This window comes from Streptosporangium sp. NPDC048886, from assembly GCF_055586905.1.
Genome location: NZ_JBVJHH010000066.1, coordinates 18,338 through 39,159 on the forward strand (window position 1 = coordinate 18,338; position 20,822 = coordinate 39,159).

The following is a 20,822-nucleotide window of genomic DNA, read 5'->3' on the forward strand; positions in this document are numbered from 1 at the left end:
CGGTCACACCTCCAGGAAGGCCAGCGCGGCGCCGCGGGCCTGGGCGGCCCCGACGAAGAACCCGCCGGGCATGTCCCTTGTGGCGAACCCGTTGCCCTCCACCAGGTCGCGGGCCGCCCGCACGTCCCGTACCGACACGGCTTGCCCGGCCATGTACGGCAATGCGGGCACCGGCTCGCCGGGCATCATCGCGCGGAAGGCGGACACCGCGACGACCTCCACCCGCCCCAGCGGCAGCGGCAGCACGTGCACCGGCCCCTCGATCACCGGTTCGGTGTCCAGGATGAGGGCGTAGCGGGCGACAGTGGGCGCCAAGGCGGCGTCGTCCACCACGAGCAGCACGCTGTACAGGCCGGTAGCGCCGTTGGCGTGCTCCAGGTAGCGCGGCTGGTGGATCAGTTCAGGGGTCAGGTGGTACGCGGCGTGGATCAGCCCTTCGGGTGTGAGCGCCCGGTCGAGGTGGACCGCCTGAAAGCGGGCACTCTCCACACCGTCAGGGGTGTCCACATCCCGCTGCAGCGGCAGCACGCCGGAGGAGGACAAGCCGGTCGCGCGCAGACGCTTTTCGGCGATTTCGATGTCGGTGCAGCCGAAGGAGTAGCCGTGCAGGCCCTCGTACTGGGCGATGAGCGGGCGGATGTTCCAGGGGTCGACCGAGCCGTCCCCGTACAGGCCGAGCAGTTCCAGGTAGGTGCGGCCGAACAGGGCGCACCGGTTGCCGGCACCCATCGGCCTGCGCTCGCCGCCGGGGCGGTCGGAGCCCATGTGCATGGACAGCGGGCTGAGCGTGAAGCCCAGCGCCTCGTAGGCCGCCGCGGTGGCGTCCATGTCGGCGGTGTAGAGGACGGAGTGGTCGATCCGGTCGATGTCACGAACAATCATGGGTGACAGGCTGCCGCCCGGCAGCCGCCGGTTCCAGCCAACGGGGTGGGATCGATGTCTTTCGACATTCAAGGTCCCATCGTGATGGAATCCCACACGCCAGCGCCAACCTGCCGTTTCACGGAAGCAGCCTCGGGTTCAGCGACGTCACTGCGGACGATCATCAATCCGCCCAGTGGCATTTGAGTGCAGCCGACTCGGCCGGCACCTGTGGGACCGGTGAGCCGGCCGGACGATCAGGCGGCCAGGTCGACGTCGGTGAAATCGACCTCCTTCAGCAGTGGGTCGAACGGGTCGGGTCGGCGGTGCAGGTCGTCGGTGGCGTAGGCGCCGAAGCGGCTGATGTGGGCACGTAGGTAGGGCGCGATCTGGCCGAGCTGGTCGGCGGTGATCTGCCAGCCTTCGGCGACCAACTGCCGCACGATGTCGGAGATGTCCAGGGCGTTGTGGAAGACGACGAGGTTGGCCAGCAGGGCGACGGTGCGCACGCTGCGGCCGACCTCGCGGAAGGCCCTGTAGATGCGATTCTTGCGGGAATTGGACCGCAGCCGCCGCATCAGCGTGGCCGAGGAAAGCCGGCCCTCGCTGATGGAGATCGCCACCTGCATCAGGTCGATCCAGTGCTTGTCGATGAGCTTCCAGTCGATGACGTTACGGCCGCTCTCGCCGAACAGCTGGTCGATATGCGGGTAGGCGATCTTCTCCGAGGCGCGGAAGAAGATCAGGTCCTTGAAGTTGCGGATGCGCGGCATCAGGTCGAACCCGAACAAGGTGGCCAGGGCGAAGACCGAGAAGTTCTGGCCTTGGGTGTCGGCGTGCACCGTGGAGGGCTGGATGTCGGACGCATTCGCCAGCAGCCCCTCGATCAGGTACACCGCCTCCCACACGCCGCACGGGATGAACCGGGAGAAGGGCGCCACGTAGGTGTCGGAGATGTAGTGGTAGGTGATGCCGCCGAATCCCCCGTACCGGATGCTGGTCTCGGCGAGCAGATTGTCGATGTAGGTGTCCACCTGCGTGCCGTCGGCGGCCACGCTGCTGCCGTCGCCCCAGGCCTTGACCACGTCCAGCTCGGCGAAGGCGTTGACCACATCGGCGATCGCGGCGTTCAGCTTCTTCAGGTTGATGTGCCGGTTGCGGACCATGGACAGCTCGCGGGCGGTGACGCCGGCGATGTGCTTGGCCGCCTCGTACGGGCCGACGTCGATGCCGCCGGTGAACACCACCAGCGAGTACCGCCCCAGCGGATCCTTGATCTTGGGGTCGGAGCCGGAGGCCGGGCCGAAGTGGCGATACCAGCCCAGCCAGTAGGCGGTGCGCGCGACAATCGACAGCAGCGAGCGTTCGGGCATGCGCCGTTGGTCACGGAATCGCGACCAGGTGGCCCGCTGGGCGGGCTTCTTGAGCTGGTTGAACGTCGGTTTCCCGTCCGGCCCGACAATGAGCAGACTCTCCATCCGGGCCTGGCCGACTTCGCCCATCCGCTGCAGGATCGCGGTGAAGATAGTGACGTTCACCTCGGCGCGGATGCTCGTGGCCAGGTCCTCCAGCGTCGTGTACCCGAGCAGTTCCAACCGGAGCCGGAGCAACTCCTCGATCGCGACGTTGATCAGGTCCGCGGGGTTGTTCTTGGCCTGGGCCGCCTTCCGGATCGCCGCCGCGGCGATCGCCCGGGCCCGCGTCGTACTTCACTCCTTGACGCTGCCGTACCAACTTGTGATGCGCTTTCGCGCTGCGGGAGGAGCCATGGTCCGGCCAGACGCCGTCGGGCGACTCCAGGCAGCGCCGAACGTGGTCGATCACCACGTCGGGTATTTCGTCCGGGGATGGGAGGCGCGCCATCTTCTGGAAGCACTTCAACGCCAGCACCAGCGCGAAGCACGACTCAGGGCTGCCGGTGCGCTTTCGGCCCAGGTCACCTCTTCCGGCGACGGCGTGAAGAACACGTGCAGCACCCGCGCCGATGTCAGCCGCTTGAACTGCGGATAGGCGGTGCGCTCGATCCACGTCATCCCAGGCCGTACCTCATCTAGATCCCGGCGTCCGGACGCCGAAACCGTAGCGGCGATCAACCGCGCCGAACGGTCGTGTTCACCAAACCGCAACCAAACCCATGCGGAGGGTCACATCAGCCGATGATCAAACCCTCGAGCAGCAGTTCACCGGCTCACTGCCCCTTTCTCCCGTACTTGGTTTGCTCCCCTGTTGGGCGCGGTCCCGCTCGTCCTGCGCGACGACGGGCTGTGGGCCTGGGACGTCGCCGACCGGCTGGACCAGGCGCGGCGCCTGGCCGCCGAGTTGGCGGTCAAGGACGAGCGGTTGCAGCGCGACCAGGCGGGGGTAGCGGGCGGTGCGCAGGCGCTGGGGTCAGGGTCCGGTCGATCGCACGACGACGGCGCGGATCAAACAGCGACAGGTAGGCCGCACCAGATGACCGACAGCAGCAGGGTGGCCTCGGCTTCGGTGAGCGGCCGGTGGTAGTCGACGGCGCTGTGGATGGCCTGCTGCTGGGCGCGGCTGAGCGTCTGGGGTTCGGATCGCTGGCGGCGCACAGCGCAGAAACCCCAGCCGGGCACAGCCAGGCTGGGGTTTCTTCACTGTACGGCTGAGCCTTCCGCAGGTGACCAGTCATCCGTCAGCTGGTGAAACGTCCCTCACGGGTGTACTTGCAAGCCCCATTGAGGCAGTCAGGGCTGGACCCCCAGCTGTCGTTATAGGTGACCTTGCGGTGGCGCTTGATCTTGCCCTTGACCTCTTCCGCCTGAAGCCCAGGGCCGACCTTCTCGTCCGCCTGCTTCCACCAACTGGTGCCGTTCCAGTAGTACAGCCGGTGCTGGGCCCACAGGTGACTCGGCGAGTCCACCGGCAGGCAGTTGAAGATGAAGCTCTCCGCGCGACGCTCCTTGAAACCGCCGAAGTCGAAGGTGGTGTACGACTTGGGAGCCAGGCCGGCCTGGGCCTTGTCGTGCCAGCGGTGCCAGCCCCAGTGTTCGGCGGTGCACGAGGCGGAGAGCACGGCGCCGGCCGGAGCGGTCAGGCCGCGTACGGTGACCGGCTCGCTGGTGATCCGCCGCCGCTGCAGCTCGGCGGGGAGGTCGGTGCCGTGGTCATCGACGAGGCGCTGGGGCACTGGCACGTCGGGCGGGGTGATCTCCAGATAGGTCTGCAGGTAGCTGTTGCTCCGCTCCCAGGCGATGAGCGGCGCGCGGCCGATGATCCCGAGCTGGGACATCCCCACTTCGTTGGAGGGCTGGCTGTCGGAGAAGCTCACGGTGAGACCGGTCGTGTATTCGATGTGCGCCAGGGGGATCTCCCGGTCGCTCTCCTCGGGTTCGGCCGCGGCCGGGGAGGAGGCGAGCACCATCGTGGCGGCGATAGCTGCGATTAACCTCATGTCACTCCTTGCGGTTGAAGTTGCCCGCGCAGAACGTTAGGAACCGACACTTTCAGTTGCCTTAAACATGAGCTCAGCGCATGCTTCCAGCGCGCCGGCGCCGGATCGGATTGCCTGTCGGATCTGTCACTCCTGACGTCTTCTGTGCTTGGTGGCCTTGCACTCGAGGCGCGCCAGGCCGCCCGGGTAGGCCCGGAACTCCCCTCCAGGTCAGCAACGGGCTGGGCCGGTGCAATGGGATGCATGGATTGACCGGCGGACGGTAGAAGCCCGAGGTTCCACCGGCCCTGGCGCTTTTCGACGGCACACTCGCCGACGCCAGTCACAGTAGGAGCCCCGGTACCGCCCCTGTTCACGTTCATGAACAGCAGGAGCACCACCGAACGCTGGTCACAGACCGTAGTGATTACTACGCAGGGCTACTTGGGGTCTCATCGCAGCTTCCCGAGTGGAGGGCCGTGAGCGGTGGTTCGGATCCGATTACGGTCACTGCGGGCCGCGATTATTGGTGGGGGATGTCCACGCCGGCGGAGCGCAGTTCCGTCTCGACCAGCGTGGTCAGCCGGGCCATGGCCGGTTCCTGGTCTTCGCCGTGGTGGTTGAGCAGGCCGTAGCGGGTGGCGTCAGTGCGGGCCTGCAGGCCGTTCGGGATCGCGAGCAACGCGGGGTTGGCCAGGAAGCGGTCGGCCAGGGCGGTCGCGAGTTCCTCGATACGGGGGTCGTCGGGATCCAGGTCCTTGGCGGCCCAGCATTGCTTGTTCAAGTCGACGAACCGGGTGTCGTCGAGGGCGTGCTCGGCCTCGGTGAGAGAGTCATCGAAGCCGTCGGGGACCAGGGTCCTGGCCAGCACCATGCCCTCGCGGTAGGCCGCCACCTCGTCCGGGGCGAAGCCGAGGTCGGCGGCCCGGTCCAACAGCGCGCAGGCCCGGTCGGGCAACAGGGCCCGGTCACCGTTGGCCAGCCGGTCCAGCAAGTCGCGGCGCGCGATCAGCTCCTCGATCCGCTCGGTCAGTCGCCGTTTGACCTCGGCCAGGTCGGCGGCGAACCGCTGCGGATCGGCGCCGAGCAGGGCGCCGATCTCGGATAGCGGTACGCCGGACTCGGCCAGCGTCCGGACCTGGACCAGCCGCAGCAGGTCGGACGACCCGTAGCGGCGATAGCCGGAACCGTCACGGCGCGGTTCGTCGACCAGGCCCAGCCGGTGGTAGTGGCGTATGGTCTTGATCGTGACGCTGGCGAAGGCCGCCGCCTGGGCGATCGTGACGCCGCTGGTCATGGTCGTCGGCGACTTTCGCGGGTGAGGGCGGCGACCTCGCGTGTGGCCTCGGCGATGGCGCGGAAATCCTTGCGCACGATCGTGCCGTGGTTGCTGGCGACCTTCGCGCTTATCGTGAGGTTCGGGTTGCGGGCGAGCACCGGGTCGAGGGTAGTGCGCATCTGCTCTTGCCAATTGTCCTTGCTTCCCAGCGCCTCCCCCGAGGCGACCACGTATCGGACTGGGACGGTCAGGCTGTCGAGGACCGGTTCGAGGGCGGCGTGGAGTATGTGGGCCTCGATGTTGATCTCGGCATGCTGTTCGGCACTCATCCGCGCGGCGTTGCCGACGAGGCGCACTATCGGCAACAACCATCGGCCCTTATGGAACATCCGCCGGATGTATTCGTGTCTGGCATCGTCGGTCCAGCCGTACGGATAAGGGCCGTCGACCCCGACCACGCCGGCGACGCGGCCCGGATTTCGAGCGGCCCAATGCACCCCGAGCAGCGCGCCGTAGGACCAGCCCACCAGGATCGGCCGCTCCACCTTCCTGGCTTTCAGGACGGCGTCGAGGTCCCGGACGCAGGCCTCGAAGGAGTAGTCAGCTGACTTCTTTGATTTGCCGCGAGCCCGCTCGTCGTAGGTGATGTGCCGCCACCCCGGCCCCAGGTCGTTGATGACGGGCCGCCAGTGCCGCTGGCTGGCGTAGGAACCGTTCAGGTAGACCACGGGGGTAGCTGTCCCGCCGGTGTCGGTCACGGCCAGTGCGGTGTCTTCCACCGGCAACATGCCACTCCAGGCCGAGTAAGTCGCGTTTGAGTTCGTCATGCCACCAGCGTCGGCCCTGCCCTAAGGTCAAGGTCAAGTCGCACTTCCGTGGGCTCCGGCACAACAGGTGCGCAATGACGAGGCCCGCCCCGCGCAGCCCCGCCAGGTGCGCGCACGCCTCGACCTGCAGCCCCAAGGTCGTCGGCGGCCACCGCCCGCTCAGGCCGGGACCACCCGGGTTTGGCTTACCTTGGCACCATGCGCAGGTCGCGGATGACACCGGGGCGTGTCGATTCAGGACCAAGGGCGAAGACTTGTAGCACAGCTCTCTGGCGGTTGGGGACACGCTCGAGAGCGGAGGGCCTACACCGGATCGGGTCGCCCCCGCGAGTACTGCAGCCCGCCCGACCGGGTATGGAAGGACGGCAAGACCTGCAGACAAAGGCCGGCGAGGAACGGCGTGCCGCCCAGGTCGCCGGCGTCGATGGCGTGCTGGCGGCCTACGCCGCGGCCGCCGCCCCGGTCCTGGCCGCCACCGCCGCGGTGCGCGAGGACCTGGCCGCGCTGACCGCCCATGCCGACCACACCGAGGACGTGCGCGCAGCCGCGTTGGCCCGCGTCGGGCAGGCCGCGGCCGAGGCTCACCTGCGCGCCGCGGCCGCCGAGGCCGAGCGGGCCGCGACCAAGCCTGCCTTGATCCACTACCACTTCGGGGGACTGCCGGGGCTGCACGTGGCGATCGCCCGCAGGGCGGGCGATCTGATCATCGACCCCCTCCTGGACGAGTTGCTCGCCGCCGGGGACGGACGGCAGGCGCTCACCGTCGTGCAACGGCTCACGTCCGAGACCGCCGGCGACGAACGGATGACCCGGTTGGGCGTCGAGCTCATCGCGGGGGCGATGCGGGATCCCGTGCTCGGCGACGTGCTGCGGGACAAGCTACGGCAGGCACGTGATCGGCTCAGCCGGCGGCTGGGCGAGCTGCACCCGGAGTGGCCGCCGCTTCGGTGTGGCCACCCTGGTCGCCGCGTTGATCGACGGGCTGATGCTGCACCGCATGCTCGATCCGGTCCTGGAGATCGGCGAGGCCATGGCGGCCGTGGAAGACCTGCTGGCGACCGACGGGCAGTGACCCGGCCGCAGACACAGCGGAAGGAACCGCATGGACATCGCGAAGAGACCGGACCCGCCGTCGGGGCTGCGGCGGGCGTTGTGGCGGCTGCCCATCCACCTGTACCGGGTTGGGCTGGGCCGGTTGCTGGGCGGCAGGGTCATGCTGCTCACCCACGTCGGCCGCCTCTCGGGAAAGCCGCGCCAGGCTGTCATCAAGGTCGTCGAGCACGACGCACGCGGCTACGTGGCGGCCTCCGGCTTCGGCCCGCGCGCCGACTGGTACAGGAACATCACCAAGACGCCGGACGTCGTCCTCCAAGTGGGCGGCAAGGCCTTCCCCGCTGTCGCTTGTCCGCTGCCCGCCGAGGAGGGCGGTGACATCATGGCCCGGTACGCGCCGCGCCATCCGGCCGCCGCCCGCCGGCTCTGCACCATCATGGGCTTCGCGGTGGACGGTAGTGTGGAGGACTACCGCGAGGTCGGGCGGCACATCCCCTTCGTACGCCTCGTGCCGCGAGCCACGTCCTGACAGGCGTCTCGTGTACGCACGTGTGAGGTGGCCCGGCCAGGGGGTGCATGCTCCCGAAGGTTCCTGCCGCTCCCGACGCCCGGCGCCACCTCGGGAGGACCCGTGCTGGACGATGCCGCGATGCTCTTGACGCTTCGCAGGCCCGGCGAGTGACCGGAGGCGTTCGCCTGCCGCGCCGTCCTCGCGATCGACCAGGCCCACGGCGGCTGCGCCAGGACTGGCCCCTGGCCCGCATCACGCCCCTGATCGGCCGGCGCTTTCACCTGACCGACACCCTCCACGGCATGCGCAAGCTGCTGATCCGCAACGGCTGCGCCTGCCAGATCCCGGCCCGCCGCGTCCTGGAGCGTGACCAGGCGGCGGTGACCGGCTGAATGAAGGAGACCTGGGTCGAGTCCGTGTCTCCGCCCGTTGTAACGATGTTGTGGGAGGTGCCGGACCGGAGAGGTGCTGGGCATCGTGACCGTCACCGGCCGGCGGGGACGGCCTTGGTGGCCCTTGGGTCCGTTCGCAGGGAGGGGGCTACTGGGGCCCCTGCTCCACCCAGTGGTAGTCCACCGTGTGCCAGGCGTCGCACTTGGCGTAGGACTTACTGAGGCCGCCCACCCATGTGCCCCAGCGCGTGTAGGAGTAGCCGTTTCCGTTGTTGCACCGTGCGACGGCGCGATGCTCCCAGCCGTACGTGCCAGCCACGCAGGACGACACGGCGATGGAGGCGGAGTACCGACTGGACGAGCACGGCGCGGCGGACGCCTCCGTGGGCGAGGCCACCGCGAACAAAACCCCTCCCAGGAGGAGCGGCGCCACTGCGACCCGCGCCCACTTCACGACTGTCGTTGACCGCTGCATACGTTTGACCCTTCTGGTGAATTCGACTTGTCCGTCCGTCCTGATTGAAGGGGTTATGGTGTGCGCAGCCAAGGGATTCGAGCGTCCCGAACAGTTCCGAACAGCTTCCCCCTTCGCCCTGCGGGCGCCGGGGCGAGGCCATCATGGCTCCTCGCGGCTTTGCCGAATCATTCTGGCCGGAAACAGCCACGGGCAGACAGCAGTGGGCATCGACCCGCACCCGCCAGGGCGTCAGTTCCGGCTCCTATCACGCGTCAGGTGCCGGCAGCCACCGCAGGCTATGCCACGCTTAAGCGGGTCCTGGCAGCGAGCTGACCGCGGTTGAGCGCCGAGGACGATGCGGGGTCCGGTCGAGTTAGAGCATGTCCCATGTGGCCGTGGTCTACGCGTGACGTTACGGCTTTCCCGTCTCGCTAGTGGGGTGGCCACGAACGTTCACCGGGTAGCACTCCAGTCGCACTTTCAGATGCGCATGCCGACTCCTAGGTTCCTTGGACGACGACAGAGCCAAGCCCGTGCTCGGCAAAGCTACTAACAGCGACAACAACTTAATATCGGTAAGAGCGACTGGAGCACTCGGCGCGGATATCCTCACGCTGGCCTTCGAGCATCAGCTCTGAACGGATCTCCAGGACTCCACCGTCGCTTCGGCGATGGCTTTGATGCGATCCCCGTACGCCAGATGTCCGTCAAACACAAAGCTGCCGTCCCTGCACGGCAACCCGCTGAACGAGGCGCAGAAGTGGCCGGGAGGTTCGCCCTTCGGGAGCGGTGCGTATGCCGCCAACGGTGCCATGTCGTAGCCCAGCCGTGCCCGGTGGTTGTTCCGCGCCACCTGATGAGCCGCCAGGCGGAGCAGCGCGTCAAGGCCTTGATCCACGTAGAGCTGCAACTGGCGAAACTGGTCGTCGAGGTATTTCTCGTGAGCTCTGGAAGGATGCTGCAGGAGATACGTCACGACCACGGGCGCGTGCCACCTGTACATCTGCGGATCCAACTGCTCCTCGGCCAGGATCCCGTGGTAGTAGTCCACGCACATGCCTAGTGGGCCGGCCGTCGCACCGCAGTCGCACCGACCCGTCATGGAGATACTTGCCATGGGCTGCAACATAAGTGGCCGGGCCCGACCTTGGCGACGGGTTATCGGCGCCGGCTCATCCCTACCTACCAGACCATGATCCTGTGGCCATGAGGTCTGGCAGGCCCCGACGTGCGACTGGAGCGTTGGTTAGACATCGGTCGGGAATGCGTGGTGGCGGACTGATCGATCACTCTCGTTAGGCATGTGTTGTCGTCGAGGGTGAGGTGCGTGGATGGCAGAGCCGGTCAGAGCACGGCGGCTGAGTGAGGACGAAGGTCGCCGGTTGCAGCAGATCGTGCGTCGGGGCAGGCACGACTCGGTCCGGGTGCGACGGGCGATGATCATCATGGCGTCGGCGTCGGGGACTCCCGCTCCGGCGATCGCGCAGCTGGTGGCGGCGCATGAAGACACCGTGCGTGATGTGATCCACGCCTTCAACGAGCGGGGGTTGGCCGCGCTGGACCCTCAGTGGGCGGGAGGCCGTCCCCGCCTGATCAGTGATGCCGATATCGCGTTCATCATCCAGACGGCCACAACCCGCCCGGCCAGGTTGGGCCGCCCGTTCACACACTGGAGCCTGCGCAAACTGGCCGACCACCTGGCCCGCCACAGCGACCGCAGGGTCGTCATCGGACGCGAGCACCTGCGCCGGCTGCTGCACCGGCACGGCATCACCTTCCAGCGCACCCGCACCTGGAAGACCTCCAACGATCCGGACTTCGACGCCAAGCTGGACCGGATCGAGGAGGTCACCACCCGCTTCCCCAACCGCTGCTTCGTCTTCGACCAGTTCGGCCCGTTATCCATCCGCCCCTGCCAAGGCGCCGGATGGGCCGAGCGCGGCAAACCGGACCGGCTCCCGGCGACCTACACCCGCACGCATGGCGCGCTACTTCCACGGCTGCTACGCACTCGGGGATGACACGCTGTGGGGCGTCACCCGGCGCGGCAAGAGCGGCGCGAACACGTTGGCGGCACTGAAGTCGATCCGCGCCGCCCGCCCCGACGGCGCCCCTATCTACGTCATCTTGGACAACCTGTCGGCCAACAAGACACCAGCCATCCGAGCCTGGGCGGCCAAGAACAAGGTCGAGCTGTGCTTCACCCCGACCTACGCCTCCTGGGCCAACCCGATCGAGCCGCAGTTCGGACCGCTGCGCACCTTCGTGATCGCCGGCTCCGACCATCCCAACCACGTCGTCCTGGCCCGCGAGCTACAGGCCTACCTGCGCTGGCGCAACGCCAACGCCCGCCACCCCGACGTGCTGGCCGCCCAACGCCGCGAACGCGCCCGCATCCGCAGCGAACGCCAGCAACGCTGGGGCCGCCCCCGCCGCCAAGCCGCGTGATCAACCCGGTGAACCTTCGTGGTCACCCCACTAGACGTTCTCCCTGTCTCATTTGATCTTGGTGGTTTGGCTGCCCTGGCACTTCACCACCGGGGATCGGCCGCTTGTTAGTCTTTCCGATCATGCGAGCCCTCTTCCCAGGATCCTTCGACCCGGTCACTCAAGGGCACCAGGACGTTCTCCGCCGTGCCGCCCTCCTGTTCGACGAGGTCGTCGTCTGCGTGATGTTCAATTCGAACAAGACCGGCCGCTTCCCGATCACCGAGCGGCTGGACCGGCTCCGCGCGGCAGCAACTGGCCTGAGCAATGTCACGATCGACTCCCACACCGGCGGCCTGCTGGTCGACTACTGCCGCCGAGTCGGAATCGACGTCGTCATCCGCGGAGTCCGCAACGTTCACGACCTGGACTACGAAATGCCGATGGCCCACATGAACCACGAACTGGCCGGAGTCGAAACGTTCTTCATCGCTGCAGACCCCGCCCATGCCCACATCTCCTCCACCCTCGTCACCGCGATGAGTCAACAAGACCTTGGAGCGTGTCCTAAATGATCGATTCCGTCCAAGATCACAGCAGGCTCGTTCGAGGTCTGACGCCATGAGGGTGGGGAGGGTGATCTGAGCAGAGCCGCTCGCTCCGGGCTCATGACACGTTTCTTACCGGCACCCCATTTCGCCGTACCTGACCGAGCACATCAAGCGGTTCGGCGAATACAGCACGCACGAACTCAGCATCGAGCCGGAGGCCTACGAGACGAAGCTCGACATCGGCTTCGCCCCACTACGAGAGCAGGGCCTGACCGCCGCCGGCCTCAGTCAAGCCGCCTGAACGGGCAGGTACCAGCAGCGACAGGGAGACCGCCGAACTCGACGTCCTGGGCCCCGCGAACCGCACCCGGGCGTACGTCCTTCTGTCGCCAGCGTGGTGGCGGCTCCTCCGGGCTTGATGCTGGTTGAGTGTAGGAAATCCCGGTGAGATTGATCTTGCTGAGGTTCACCTTCTGCGGGGGACCTCGAGCTGGCGGCGGATGGCGTCGGCGTGCAGTTCCTTAGGGCCTCGGCAGTGGGTGTTGAGGGTTCCCAGGGAGACGCCCGGCAACTCGGCGATAGTGGTGATCGGGCGGCCGGGGTCCAGGAAGGCTACCTGACCACAGGCGACGTCTGGAAGGTAGGCCGTCCCTGAACCACCGTCCGCGGCGGGGGCGGCACCGCGGACTGCACTCCGGCTGAGGAGGGGAACGGCCGTGCCGTCGGCTGCCGCGGCACAGCTGATCAGCGGCTGTTGTCCGGGTGGTAGACGTTGAGGTCACCGTAGGCCGACAGAACGCCGGCCAGGTCACCGGGTCTGTGCCGCAGGGTGGTGTCCAGGAAGGCGAGAGTGGTTGCGGCGACGACGTGCGGGCTCTCGGTGCGGCCCAGGGAGCCGACTATCGAGGGCACAGGCGGCAGGTACAGGGGGCCGTCCATGAAGGTGAGGTGTGCGGCGCCGGGGATGGTGAGCCGGTAACTCGTCGCGGTGCTGAGCTCGAGGACCTCGGTGAGGCGGGGTATGTAACGCGGGTCGGTTCCGGGGGTGATGGCCTGGGTGAGCACGAGCGTCGGCTGGCGGAGGGAGGGGGAGGTGGGGCCGTGGGGGTAGCCGTCCAGATCGATGACGGCGTCGAACCGGCGGTCCTGCCGGGCTGCCTGCAGAGCGGCGGCACCACCCATGGAGTGGCCGGTGACCGCGACCCGACTGGTGTCCAGGCGTCCGGTCAGCGGGCCGGTAATCTCACCTCGGTCTAGATGGTCCAGCTGGGTGAGGACGGAGCCGAGGTCGGCGGCCCGGACAGCCGTCCAGTCAACCGCCAGCTTGTGGTCCTTGTCCCGGTCTCCGGTGGAGGCGATCTTGGTGTGAATCGTTCGGCCGTCGGCGAGGACGACGGCGGCGGAGTCGTACGGGTGGTCGAGGGCGGCGACCACATAGCCGTGGCTGGCCAGTTCCTCCGCCCAGGCGGTGTTCTGGGTACGCACTCCGCCCGACCCGGGAGAGAACAGCACGACCGGGAACCGTCCGCCCCCACCGGCCACCGGGGCGTTGAAGACCGAATGGGTATGGGCACGCGGGACGCCGTCGACCAGGAAGCCTGGCAGGCCAACCTCGCCGGCGAGGGCATCGGAAAGGGTGTGCGCCTCGTGCTCCGTGCGTCCGAGGTACTGGGCCCGCTGCGCGCCTGCGGGGCTCTTCTGCGCGGGATACCAGAGCTGGACCACGACCGTGCGCCGGTCGTGCGGATCAGCGGTGAAGCTCTCGGGGCGGCGCGGGTCGGTCCACTGCACCACGCGGGTGCCGACCGCGAAACGGCCCGACGGCTCGGGGAACACGGGTACAGGAAAGGCCCAGGCGGCCGCCGGACCCGTGGCAATCAGGCCGGCGCAGGCCACCGACCCCGGCAACGCCAGCCACCATCGGGCCCGCCACGCCGGCTGGCCGGTACGGCGTCGCAGCAGAGGAGAGAGGGCGAACGGCAACGCGAGGGCAGCGCCTGCCAGTATCGGCAGCATCTGCCAGCGGATCCCCACCACACTCAGCACGATCGCGGACAGCACGAGAACCGCCCCCGCCGCGATCGTGACGCGTGGGCGGGCAGCGGGGGGAAGCCAGCGCGCCACCACCAGCGCGACGGCACCCAGCAAGGCAAGGAATTCCAGAGGGGACATGTACAGCCCCGCGATGATCTCGGTCACCCGGCCATCATCAGGGCGGGGCACGCGATGCCACATCGATCCCGGGTCGCCATCGCATGCAACCGGAGTCGCAATCCGAGGCATGTCCCCTGTGCGACCACAGTCGCACCCAGGCATCTCGCCTTGCAACCGGAGTCGCAATCGAGCACGCCAGGTGAACGGCCGCTCTGCGACCGCGGAAGGTAGTGGGACTCCTCCTGTGGTCGTACCCTGGCGCGGTGCCGTCAGACGGTGGACTCATGTGCTTCGCGGGCCCGCAGCCTACCGTGACAGGGCCGCGGTACACACCGGGGAGCGCGGGGTGTGGGCCCCTTGTACCCGACCCGGCTCCGGCTGTACGCGGTGGTGGCCCCGACCGGGGCCACCATGATCGAATCGACAGGGACGTGTGATGACCGAGGCGGCCGCAGAGCCTGGCAATGCCCACCCGGTGCGCTACCGGGACCGCGTGCGGCGGACGAAGACAGCCGTACGGCTGACGAGGTACGCCGACCTGGCCTCCGTGCGAGCGGCGCGACTGGTGAGAGCCGCCCGGCGCTGGGGCCTCCGGCTGCCGCCCATGGTGTGGGACTCGCTGTTGCCGGCGCTGCTCCTGCTCAACATCATGACCACGCGCGCGCCGCAAGAGCTCCCGGTGGCCGTGGCCCTCACCGCCGCCCTTGCGCTGCCCCTGCTGTGGCGGCGCCGGGCCCCGCTCACGGTGTTCGGCACCGTGGCAGCCGCGGCCTTCGTCCAGTGGCTGATGGACGTCCAACTGCCGGCGGACATCGCCTTGCTGGTGGCTCTCTACACGGCGGCCGCGAACTCGGGCCGGCGTGGCACGCTTGTCGCCGGTGCCGTCGTGGAGGGCGGGGCGCTGCTGGCCTGCCTGCGCTGGGCGACGGAAGGCGCGTTCCTGACCCCCTTCGTCGCGGTGACCGCGATGGTCGTCGCCGCAGCCGTCCTCGGTATGAATGTGCGGACCACGCGCGCCTATCTCGCGGCCCTGAAGGATCGGGCCGCACGCCTGGAGCAACAACAGGACCAGCAGGCGCGACTGGCCGTCGCCGAGGAGAGGACACGTATCACCCGAGAGATGCACGACATCGTCACCCACAACCTGTCCGTCATGGTCGCGCTCACCGACGCCGCCGTCTACGCGCAGCACCGGTCGCCCGACAAGGCCACCACCGCGATGCTCCAGATCTCCGAGATAGGCCGGCAGGCCCTGACCGACATGCGGCGCTCCCTGGGCATCCTGCGGACCGACGGACCGGACGCGGAGCGCGACCCGTTGCCCGGCATCGCACAACTGCAGACCCTCGCCGACCAGATGTGCGCCGCCGGGCTGCCGACCCGCGTCGAGGTCCAGGGCGGCCACACCCACATACCTGCCACCGCACAACTGACCGTCTACCGCCTGGTACAGGAAGCCTTGACCAACACCCTCAAGCACACACCCACCGGCACACACGCGAAGGTCCGGATACGGTGCTCAACCGAGACCGTCACAGTGGACGTCACCGACAGCGGCCCCTGCCCGCCACTTCCCGGCGCCACACCATCCGGCCACGGCATCCCCGGCATGCGCGAGCGCTCGGCCGCCTACGGGGGGAAGTTGCAGGCCGGACCGCTTCCGGGCGGCGGCTGGGGAGTCCATACCCGCCTCTTCCTCGGCAGCAGCGGAGCGGCGTCCGCATGACGATCCGCATCCTGATCGCCGACGACGAAGCGCTGCTCCGTATGGCCTTCAGCACGGTCCTGGAGGCCCAGCCCGACATGGCACCGGTCGGTGAAGCCGCGGACGGCATCCAGGCCATACGCCTCGCCCGGGAGCTGCGCCCCGATGTCGTCCTCATGGACGTCCGGATGCCCGGGACCGACGGGATCGAGGCGACCCGGCAGGTCATCCGGATCTCCCCGCAGAGCAGAGTGCTGATCCTCACCACCTTCGACCTGGATGAATACGCCTTCGCCGGACTCAACGCCGGAGCCTCGGGCTTCCTGCTGAAAAACACCAGGCCCGAGGAACTGCTCACCGCGATACGCAGCGTGGCCGCGGGCGACGCGGTGCTCTCCCCGCGGATCACCCGCCGCCTGCTGGAGAACCTCCGCCCGCACATCCCCGACGGCAGCAGCGCCGATCGCGACGAGCGGCTGAGCCGGCTCAGCGCCCGTGAGCGCGAGGTGCTCATCCAGGTGGGCTGCGGCCTGTCCAACACCGAGATCGCGGCCACCCTGTATCTCGCGGAGGCGACCGTGAAGTCCCATCTGGGGCGAATCCTGCAAAAGCTCGAACTCCGCGACCGGATACAGGCCGTGATCTTCGCCTACGAAAGCCGCCTCATCCTCCCGGCGTGACGCCGCCGCCCGGAGCCAACGGCGATGTCATCAGCCCCGGGCGTCACCAGCGCTACACGATCGTCCGACGTAGCTGTTACGAGAAGTGCGGTGTCGCAGTAAATGCCGGATTTACTGCGGCGGAGCCTCTACGATGATCACCGCGACCTGCGACTGGCCCTCCGGTCGCCGCCGGTGAGGTGTACGCATTTACTGCGACAGCGCCGGGAGGGTGGGAAGGCCGTGACGATCGAACCAGTGACCGGACTCGGCAGCGGGGGCGGCTTCCGTCGCCGCGCGCCCGGATGGTGCCCCTGTCCGCCCGGATCACCTACGATCCGACGAGGGCGTTAACGTGCGTTCCGGTTCCATTGCAGGTCCCCCCTTGGCACCGAGTGACGTCGCTTTCTCGGCCTGCGGGACGAAGAGCCCATAACGGCGAGAACGACTCGGGAGAGTTTCGCAAGGCACTTGCGCGTACACACGCGCGAGGAACCCGACGGTGGGCCTCACCAGTTTTACGGTCCCTACACGCGCAAGGTATTGGCTGACCGGTATTCCTGCGAGATTGAACGCCAAGGACTGCTCCGGAGGGCCTCCGGGCCGTTCAGAATCCGGGTTGGCTCGCCCCCGATGGCTCAACTCATTCTGAAACGATCAGTTAGCGCACGATCTGGCACGGATATTCCTCAACCCCCAGGACTTGAGTAGCCTTCGAGAGCTGCCGCCAGCGTCTTTCTCGCGGGTGTCACCGCCTCACCACGGGAGGGCTCGACGTGTCGGATGCCCTGAACGCGCTGAAGAAGCAGGTGGCGGAGTTGAAGGGGGAAGCGCGGGACATCGAGGCGCAACCGGTGGATTCGAAGTCGGCTGAACGCGAGCTGGAACTGAACGCGCTGTCGAAGAGGATAGAAGCTACCTGTCCGTTTCTTCGGTTCTCGTCCGGCCGAGCTATGTCCGGCGCCGGAACTTCGTTCGCGTAATGACAAATTTAATGATTTAGCTATACGATCGCCGTTCGTGGTTGGAGTTGATCTTTCAAGGACCCGATTGGCCAACGACCTGTTCTTTGTCATGCATGACAACGCGACCGGCCGGATGAGGCTTCATGCCCGCCTGATCGGTCTGGGGCTGGCCGCCGCCATCCTGGGAGAACTGATGCTCGCCGGGCGGACAACCGTGGGATTGGCGGCGGGGCAGATACGGCTCGTCGTTCTCGACGCGGCGCCGCCCGGAGACGCGCTCACCAGGACCGCCCTGGACCACATCATCGCCGAACCCTCGCATCGCTTCCATACCTGGTTGCAGTTCCTCGCCCGTACGGCACTCGCCGACGTGGCGGCCCGGATGACCGCCGACGGGCTGCTGCGCCCGCCCGGCAGACGCCCGTCGCGGAGGCAGGCACCGGTCGACGTGAACATCGCGGCGTGGCCCGGCGGACGCGTCAACCTGGCGATCCAACGCCGTGAGCCACTCAGCGTCCAGGACAACGTCCTGCTGGGGCTGCTCGTCGCGACCGGCGGCAGCCAACTCGTCCTGTGGGAGCAGAACCCGAGATACCTCTCCGATTCAATCAGCGCCCTCCCGGCGCCGCTCCAGGAACTGATCGCCCAGACCGAGGCTGCCGTAGGTAACTCCGTCATCAGCCGCCGGTGAACCCACCCCCCTCACTCCAAGGATCCCAATGTCCGTGACAGAACGAAGGGCCAGCGCCGTTTCCGCCGCGCTCGCCCAAGACCGCCTCGGTGTGCCGTCGGTGGTGTTCTTCGTCATCTCGGCGGCGGCGCCGCTGACTGTCATCGGTGGCTCGGTGACCGCCGCCTACGCCGCGACCGGCGTGACCGGCGTGCCGCTCGCCTTCATCCTGCTCGGAGCCATCCTGGGCCTGTTCGCCGTCGGCTACGTGACGATGGCCCGTTACGTCGTCAACGCCGGGGCGTTCTACGCGTACACCGCGAAAGGACTCGGCAGGCCGGTGGGGGTGGCGACCGCGTGGGTCGCGTTGCTGGCCTACAACGCACTCCAGGTGGGTCTCTACGGCATGATCGGTGCGGCCGCCCAGCCGCTGATCGCCGACTGGTTCGGAAGCTCTCCGCCCTGGTGGGTCATCGGGCTGGGCGCCTGGGTGCTGACCGGGGTGCTCGGCCTCATGCGGGTCGACGTAAACGGGAAGGTCCTGTCGGTCCTGCTGCTGACGGAGATAGCCGTCGTCGTCGTGTTCGACATCGCGGACCTGATCAACCCGTCTGTCTCGGGCTACAGCCTCGACGTCTTCGACCCGTCGAACCTCTTCGTCCCCGGGATCGGTGCGGTGGTCGCGATCTGCATCGCGTCCTTCGCGGGCTTCGAGTCGTCGGTGGTGTTCTCCGAGGAGACCAAGGACCCGAGGCGTACGGTGCCGATCGCGACCTACGTCGCACTCGCCGTCATCTCCGGGCTCTACGCCGTGTCGTCCTGGGCGATGACCGTGCCGATCGGCTCGGACAAGATCGTCGAGACCTCGCGCGAGCAGAGTTCGGCCCTCCTGTTCAACCTGGCCGGGCAGCACCTGGGGGCGACCATCGCCACCATCGGCTCCCTCCTCTTCGTGACGAGCCTCTTCGCCGCGCTGATCGCCTTCCACAACACGATCTCCCGCTACATCTTCGCCCTCGGCAGGGAGAGGGTGCTGCCCGAGACCTTCGGTCGTACTTCCCCCCGGACCGGTGCCCCGATCAACGGCTCGCTGGCGCAGGGTGTCATCGGGCTGGTCACGATCGTCATATACGCGGTCTTCGGCCTGGACCCGGTCGTCCAACTGTTCTTCACCGTCGGATCGTTCGGTGGCCTGGGACTGCTCATGATGCTGGCGGCCACCTCGATCTCCGTGCTGGTCTTCTTCGCCAAGAACCCCAACGAGGAGAACGCCTGGCGGACCAGGATCGCCCCGGGTATCTCCTCGGTCCTGCTGATCGTGGTCATCGTGCTCGTCATGGCCAACTTCGACACCGTGCTCGGCGTGGCCCCCGACTCCCCGCTGCGCTGGATCATGCCCGCCGTCTACTTCGTCGCCGTGGGGCTCGGCGTCATGTGGGGATTCGCCCTGCGGGCCAATCGGCCGAAGGTATACGCGAACATCGGGCGGGGCGCCCAGGCGGCCGTGGGAGGGACCGAATGACAGAGATCATTCGCGTTCAGAACGCTCCCGGAGCCGCCGAGACCATCGGCGCGATCATCGCCACCTCCTTCCACGAGCAGGAGATCTCGGCCTGGATGATCCCACCGGACGACGACCGCCGCCGGGTGATGCCCCCCTTCTTCTCCATGATCACCGAGAGCGCCCTCATCCACGGCGAAGTCCACGCGACGGCCGACATGTCCGCCGTGGCCGTGTGGTTCCACAAGGGCGCCGAGCCACTTCCCGAGATCCCCGACCGGGACGCCCGGGTGGAGGCGTTCGCCGGTCCCCACGCGGAGCGCATCGGGCAGATGGGGGCGGAGATGGACAAGCGCCACCCCCACGACCCGCACCACTACCTGGCGTTCCTCGCCGTGCTCCCCGGGCACCAGGGACGGAAGACGGGGACCCGGCTGCTCGAGGAGTACCACCGCGGGCTCGACGAGGCGGGCATACCCGCGTACCTGGAGGCCAGCAGCACCCGCAGCCGCAGGCTCTACCTGCGCCACGGCTATCAGGACCTCGGCGACCCGATGTTCATGCCCGACGGCCCGCCGATGTTCCCGATGTGGCGCCCGTCGAACCCCTGACCCGAGTGCTGCTCCCCCGCCCCCGGCCCATCGTGACGCTGTTGGCGGACTAAGCAGACAGAGAGTGTCTTCACCATCACAGAGTGATGGTGAAGACACTCTCTGTCGTGTTCTCGCCGGGAACGAGGTCATCGATGTCCTTGCCGTCCGATGAGCTGCGATTCGGTCCCGACGACTACCGCGCAGGTGACGCGGGCCTTCCCTCACGGGAAGCTCGCGATCAGGGTCCGTCACGAACTGGGAACGTTGTTCAAGGACCAGGACTCCGCCGACGGCTTCCCTGCCCGCGGGCAGCCTGCACTGTCACCGGCAAGGCTGGCGTTGGTGTCGATCCTGCAGTTCGCCGAAGGCCTGTCGGACCGGCAGGCGGCCGATGCGGTGCGGGGCCGGATCGACTGGAAGTACGCGCTCGGGCTGGAGCTGACCGATCCAGGCTTCGACTACTCGGTGCTGTGCGAGTTCCGCATCCGGCTGATCGGCAGCGGCTTGGGCCAGTGACTCCTGGAAGCGGTGCTGGAGAAGGCGATCGACAAGGGGCTGGTGCGCAGTGGAGGACGGCAGCGCACCGACTCCACCCATGTCCTAGCCGCCATCCGGACGATGAACCGGCTGGACTGGCCAGCGGCATAGCCGAGCTCGTGCCGTACCCGGGATGGACGCTCTACGCGATGCATCCGCTCGGTGCTCTCCCTTGAGCCGTTCATGCTGGGCGGGGTAGTCGGGGTGCGGGACAGAGTGATCAGAATTGGACGTTGGTCATCGTGTACCACGTCGGAGCGAATACCAGCAGGGCCAGTGCGCCGAG

General features: G+C 67.8%; 20 protein-coding genes and 3 pseudogenes. 13 read left to right on the plus strand and 10 right to left on the minus strand.

From position 1 onward, the window contains the following. Positions 1-3: 3 nt before the first annotated feature. The 3 genes and pseudogenes from ACZ6R6_RS45610 to ACZ6R6_RS45620 form a co-directional block, all read right to left on the minus strand. Positions 4-882, minus strand: a complete 879-nt coding sequence (locus ACZ6R6_RS45610) for a VOC family protein (RefSeq protein WP_470103396.1) — start codon at positions 880-882, stop codon at positions 4-6. A 236-nt stretch (positions 883-1,118) separates the two neighbouring features. Next, positions 1,119-2,327 (minus strand): annotated as a pseudogene (locus ACZ6R6_RS45615) (Tn3 family transposase); the annotation flags it as partial. A 411-nt stretch (positions 2,328-2,738) separates the two neighbouring features. Then, positions 2,739-2,894, minus strand: a complete 156-nt coding sequence (locus ACZ6R6_RS45620) for a hypothetical protein (RefSeq protein WP_470103398.1) — start codon at positions 2,892-2,894, stop codon at positions 2,739-2,741. Between the two features lie 193 nt (positions 2,895-3,087). On the opposite strand from ACZ6R6_RS45620, the gene ACZ6R6_RS45625 reads away from it, so the two are divergent. Continuing rightward, on the plus strand, positions 3,088-3,363 hold the full coding sequence (locus tag ACZ6R6_RS45625) for a hypothetical protein (protein ID WP_470103399.1): 276 nt from the start codon (positions 3,088-3,090) through the stop codon (positions 3,361-3,363). Between the two features lie 154 nt (positions 3,364-3,517). On the opposite strand, the gene ACZ6R6_RS45630 is transcribed toward ACZ6R6_RS45625, so the two are convergent. The 4 genes from ACZ6R6_RS45630 to ACZ6R6_RS45645 form a co-directional block, all read right to left on the minus strand. Further along, positions 3,518-4,276 (minus strand): hypothetical protein, encoded by a 759-nt coding sequence (locus ACZ6R6_RS45630; protein ID WP_470103401.1) that lies wholly within the window; start codon positions 4,274-4,276, stop codon positions 3,518-3,520. A 502-nt stretch (positions 4,277-4,778) separates the two neighbouring features. Continuing rightward, positions 4,779-5,552 (minus strand): MerR family transcriptional regulator, encoded by a 774-nt coding sequence (locus ACZ6R6_RS45635; RefSeq protein WP_470103402.1) that lies wholly within the window; start codon positions 5,550-5,552, stop codon positions 4,779-4,781. Then, positions 5,549-6,361, minus strand: a complete 813-nt coding sequence (locus ACZ6R6_RS45640) for an alpha/beta fold hydrolase (RefSeq protein WP_470103403.1) — start codon at positions 6,359-6,361, stop codon at positions 5,549-5,551. The genes ACZ6R6_RS45635 and ACZ6R6_RS45640 overlap by 4 nt, the downstream gene beginning before the upstream one ends. A gap of 303 nt (positions 6,362-6,664) precedes the next feature. Continuing rightward, complete coding sequence (locus tag ACZ6R6_RS45645; protein ID WP_470103405.1) at positions 6,665-7,132, minus strand: hypothetical protein; 468 nt, start codon at positions 7,130-7,132, stop codon at positions 6,665-6,667. Between the two features lie 121 nt (positions 7,133-7,253). On the opposite strand from ACZ6R6_RS45645, the gene ACZ6R6_RS45650 reads away from it, so the two are divergent. From ACZ6R6_RS45650 to ACZ6R6_RS45660, 3 genes are read left to right on the plus strand one after another with little or no spacing between them, the layout of a single operon-like run. Next, a complete protein-coding gene (locus ACZ6R6_RS45650; RefSeq protein ID WP_470103407.1) occupies positions 7,254-7,433 on the plus strand; it encodes a hypothetical protein in 180 nt (59 codons plus the stop codon). Between the two features lie 30 nt (positions 7,434-7,463). Then, the gene (locus ACZ6R6_RS45655) at positions 7,464-7,943 is read left to right on the plus strand and encodes a nitroreductase family deazaflavin-dependent oxidoreductase (RefSeq protein WP_470103408.1); all 480 of its coding nucleotides are present in this window, start codon (positions 7,464-7,466) and stop codon (positions 7,941-7,943) included. A gap of 47 nt (positions 7,944-7,990) precedes the next feature. Next, the gene (locus ACZ6R6_RS45660; RefSeq protein ID WP_470103409.1) at positions 7,991-8,317 is read left to right on the plus strand and encodes a winged helix-turn-helix domain-containing protein; all 327 of its coding nucleotides are present in this window, start codon (positions 7,991-7,993) and stop codon (positions 8,315-8,317) included. Positions 8,318-8,465: 148 nt separating this feature from the next. Here ACZ6R6_RS45660 and ACZ6R6_RS45665 read toward each other — a convergent pair whose 3' ends face one another. Beyond that, positions 8,466-8,636 (minus strand): hypothetical protein, encoded by a 171-nt coding sequence (locus ACZ6R6_RS45665; RefSeq protein ID WP_470103410.1) that lies wholly within the window; start codon positions 8,634-8,636, stop codon positions 8,466-8,468. Positions 8,637-9,402: 766 nt separating this feature from the next. Continuing rightward, entirely contained in the window at positions 9,403-9,903 is a 501-nt protein-coding gene (locus ACZ6R6_RS45670; protein ID WP_470103412.1) for a DUF5946 family protein, read from the minus strand. 202 nt (positions 9,904-10,105) lie between these two features. On the opposite strand from ACZ6R6_RS45670, the pseudogene ACZ6R6_RS45675 reads away from it, so the two are divergent. Both ACZ6R6_RS45675 and coaD read left to right on the plus strand, forming a co-directional pair. Beyond that, positions 10,106-11,222, plus strand: a pseudogene (locus ACZ6R6_RS45675) (IS630 family transposase). A gap of 122 nt (positions 11,223-11,344) precedes the next feature. After that, a complete protein-coding gene (coaD, locus tag ACZ6R6_RS45680; RefSeq protein WP_470103414.1) occupies positions 11,345-11,776 on the plus strand; it encodes a pantetheine-phosphate adenylyltransferase in 432 nt (143 codons plus the stop codon). 720 nt (positions 11,777-12,496) lie between these two features. Here the strand turns inward: coaD and ACZ6R6_RS45685 are convergent. Next, positions 12,497-13,951 carry an alpha/beta hydrolase family protein gene (locus ACZ6R6_RS45685; protein WP_470103416.1) on the minus strand — a complete coding sequence of 485 codons (1,455 nt, stop codon included), beginning with the start codon at positions 13,949-13,951 and terminating at the stop codon, positions 12,497-12,499. A 391-nt stretch (positions 13,952-14,342) separates the two neighbouring features. Here ACZ6R6_RS45685 and ACZ6R6_RS45690 point away from each other — a divergent pair, with 391 nt between their 5' ends. The 7 genes and pseudogenes from ACZ6R6_RS45690 to ACZ6R6_RS45720 form a co-directional block, all read left to right on the plus strand. Then, positions 14,343-15,632, plus strand: a complete 1,290-nt coding sequence (locus ACZ6R6_RS45690) for a sensor histidine kinase (protein ID WP_470103417.1) — start codon at positions 14,343-14,345, stop codon at positions 15,630-15,632. Next, on the plus strand, positions 15,629-16,291 hold the full coding sequence (locus tag ACZ6R6_RS45695) for a response regulator (protein WP_470103419.1): 663 nt from the start codon (positions 15,629-15,631) through the stop codon (positions 16,289-16,291). Before ACZ6R6_RS45690 ends, ACZ6R6_RS45695 begins: the two co-directional genes overlap by 4 nt. Before the next feature lie 755 nt (positions 16,292-17,046). After that, positions 17,047-17,253, plus strand: a complete 207-nt coding sequence (locus ACZ6R6_RS45700; protein ID WP_470103420.1) for a hypothetical protein — start codon at positions 17,047-17,049, stop codon at positions 17,251-17,253. Between the two features lie 37 nt (positions 17,254-17,290). After that, on the plus strand, positions 17,291-17,926 hold the full coding sequence (locus ACZ6R6_RS45705) for a GOLPH3/VPS74 family protein (RefSeq protein WP_470103422.1): 636 nt from the start codon (positions 17,291-17,293) through the stop codon (positions 17,924-17,926). A gap of 28 nt (positions 17,927-17,954) precedes the next feature. Then, the gene (locus ACZ6R6_RS45710; protein ID WP_470103424.1) at positions 17,955-19,427 is read left to right on the plus strand and encodes an APC family permease; all 1,473 of its coding nucleotides are present in this window, start codon (positions 17,955-17,957) and stop codon (positions 19,425-19,427) included. Further along, complete coding sequence (locus tag ACZ6R6_RS45715) at positions 19,424-20,017, plus strand: GNAT family N-acetyltransferase (RefSeq protein WP_470103425.1); 594 nt, start codon at positions 19,424-19,426, stop codon at positions 20,015-20,017. The genes ACZ6R6_RS45710 and ACZ6R6_RS45715 overlap by 4 nt, the downstream gene beginning before the upstream one ends. A gap of 134 nt (positions 20,018-20,151) precedes the next feature. Beyond that, a pseudogene (locus tag ACZ6R6_RS45720) lies at positions 20,152-20,498 on the plus strand (transposase); the annotation flags it as partial. Positions 20,499-20,822: the final 324 nt, after the last annotated feature.

Excerpts from the sequence above, each read along its gene's own strand:
- ACZ6R6_RS45610 (WP_470103396.1), bottom strand. The coding sequence starts at position 882 with ATGATTGTTCGTGACATCGACCGGATCGACCACTCCGTCCTCTACACC.
- ACZ6R6_RS45620 (WP_470103398.1), bottom strand. The coding sequence starts at position 2,894 with ATGACGTGGATCGAGCGCACCGCCTATCCGCAGTTCAAGCGGCTGACA.
- ACZ6R6_RS45630 (WP_470103401.1), bottom strand. The coding sequence starts at position 4,276 with ATGAGGTTAATCGCAGCTATCGCCGCCACGATGGTGCTCGCCTCCTCC.
- ACZ6R6_RS45635 (WP_470103402.1), bottom strand. The coding sequence starts at position 5,552 with ATGACCAGCGGCGTCACGATCGCCCAGGCGGCGGCCTTCGCCAGCGTC.
- ACZ6R6_RS45640 (WP_470103403.1), bottom strand. The coding sequence starts at position 6,361 with ATGACGAACTCAAACGCGACTTACTCGGCCTGGAGTGGCATGTTGCCG.
- ACZ6R6_RS45655 (WP_470103408.1), top strand. The coding sequence starts at position 7,464 with ATGGACATCGCGAAGAGACCGGACCCGCCGTCGGGGCTGCGGCGGGCG.
- ACZ6R6_RS45660 (WP_470103409.1), top strand. The coding sequence starts at position 7,991 with ATGCTCCCGAAGGTTCCTGCCGCTCCCGACGCCCGGCGCCACCTCGGG.
- ACZ6R6_RS45670 (WP_470103412.1), bottom strand. The coding sequence starts at position 9,903 with ATGTTGCAGCCCATGGCAAGTATCTCCATGACGGGTCGGTGCGACTGC.
- coaD (WP_470103414.1), top strand. The coding sequence starts at position 11,345 with ATGCGAGCCCTCTTCCCAGGATCCTTCGACCCGGTCACTCAAGGGCAC.
- ACZ6R6_RS45690 (WP_470103417.1), top strand. The coding sequence starts at position 14,343 with ATGACCGAGGCGGCCGCAGAGCCTGGCAATGCCCACCCGGTGCGCTAC.
- ACZ6R6_RS45695 (WP_470103419.1), top strand. The coding sequence starts at position 15,629 with ATGACGATCCGCATCCTGATCGCCGACGACGAAGCGCTGCTCCGTATG.
- ACZ6R6_RS45710 (WP_470103424.1), top strand. The coding sequence starts at position 17,955 with ATGTCCGTGACAGAACGAAGGGCCAGCGCCGTTTCCGCCGCGCTCGCC.
- ACZ6R6_RS45715 (WP_470103425.1), top strand. The coding sequence starts at position 19,424 with ATGACAGAGATCATTCGCGTTCAGAACGCTCCCGGAGCCGCCGAGACC.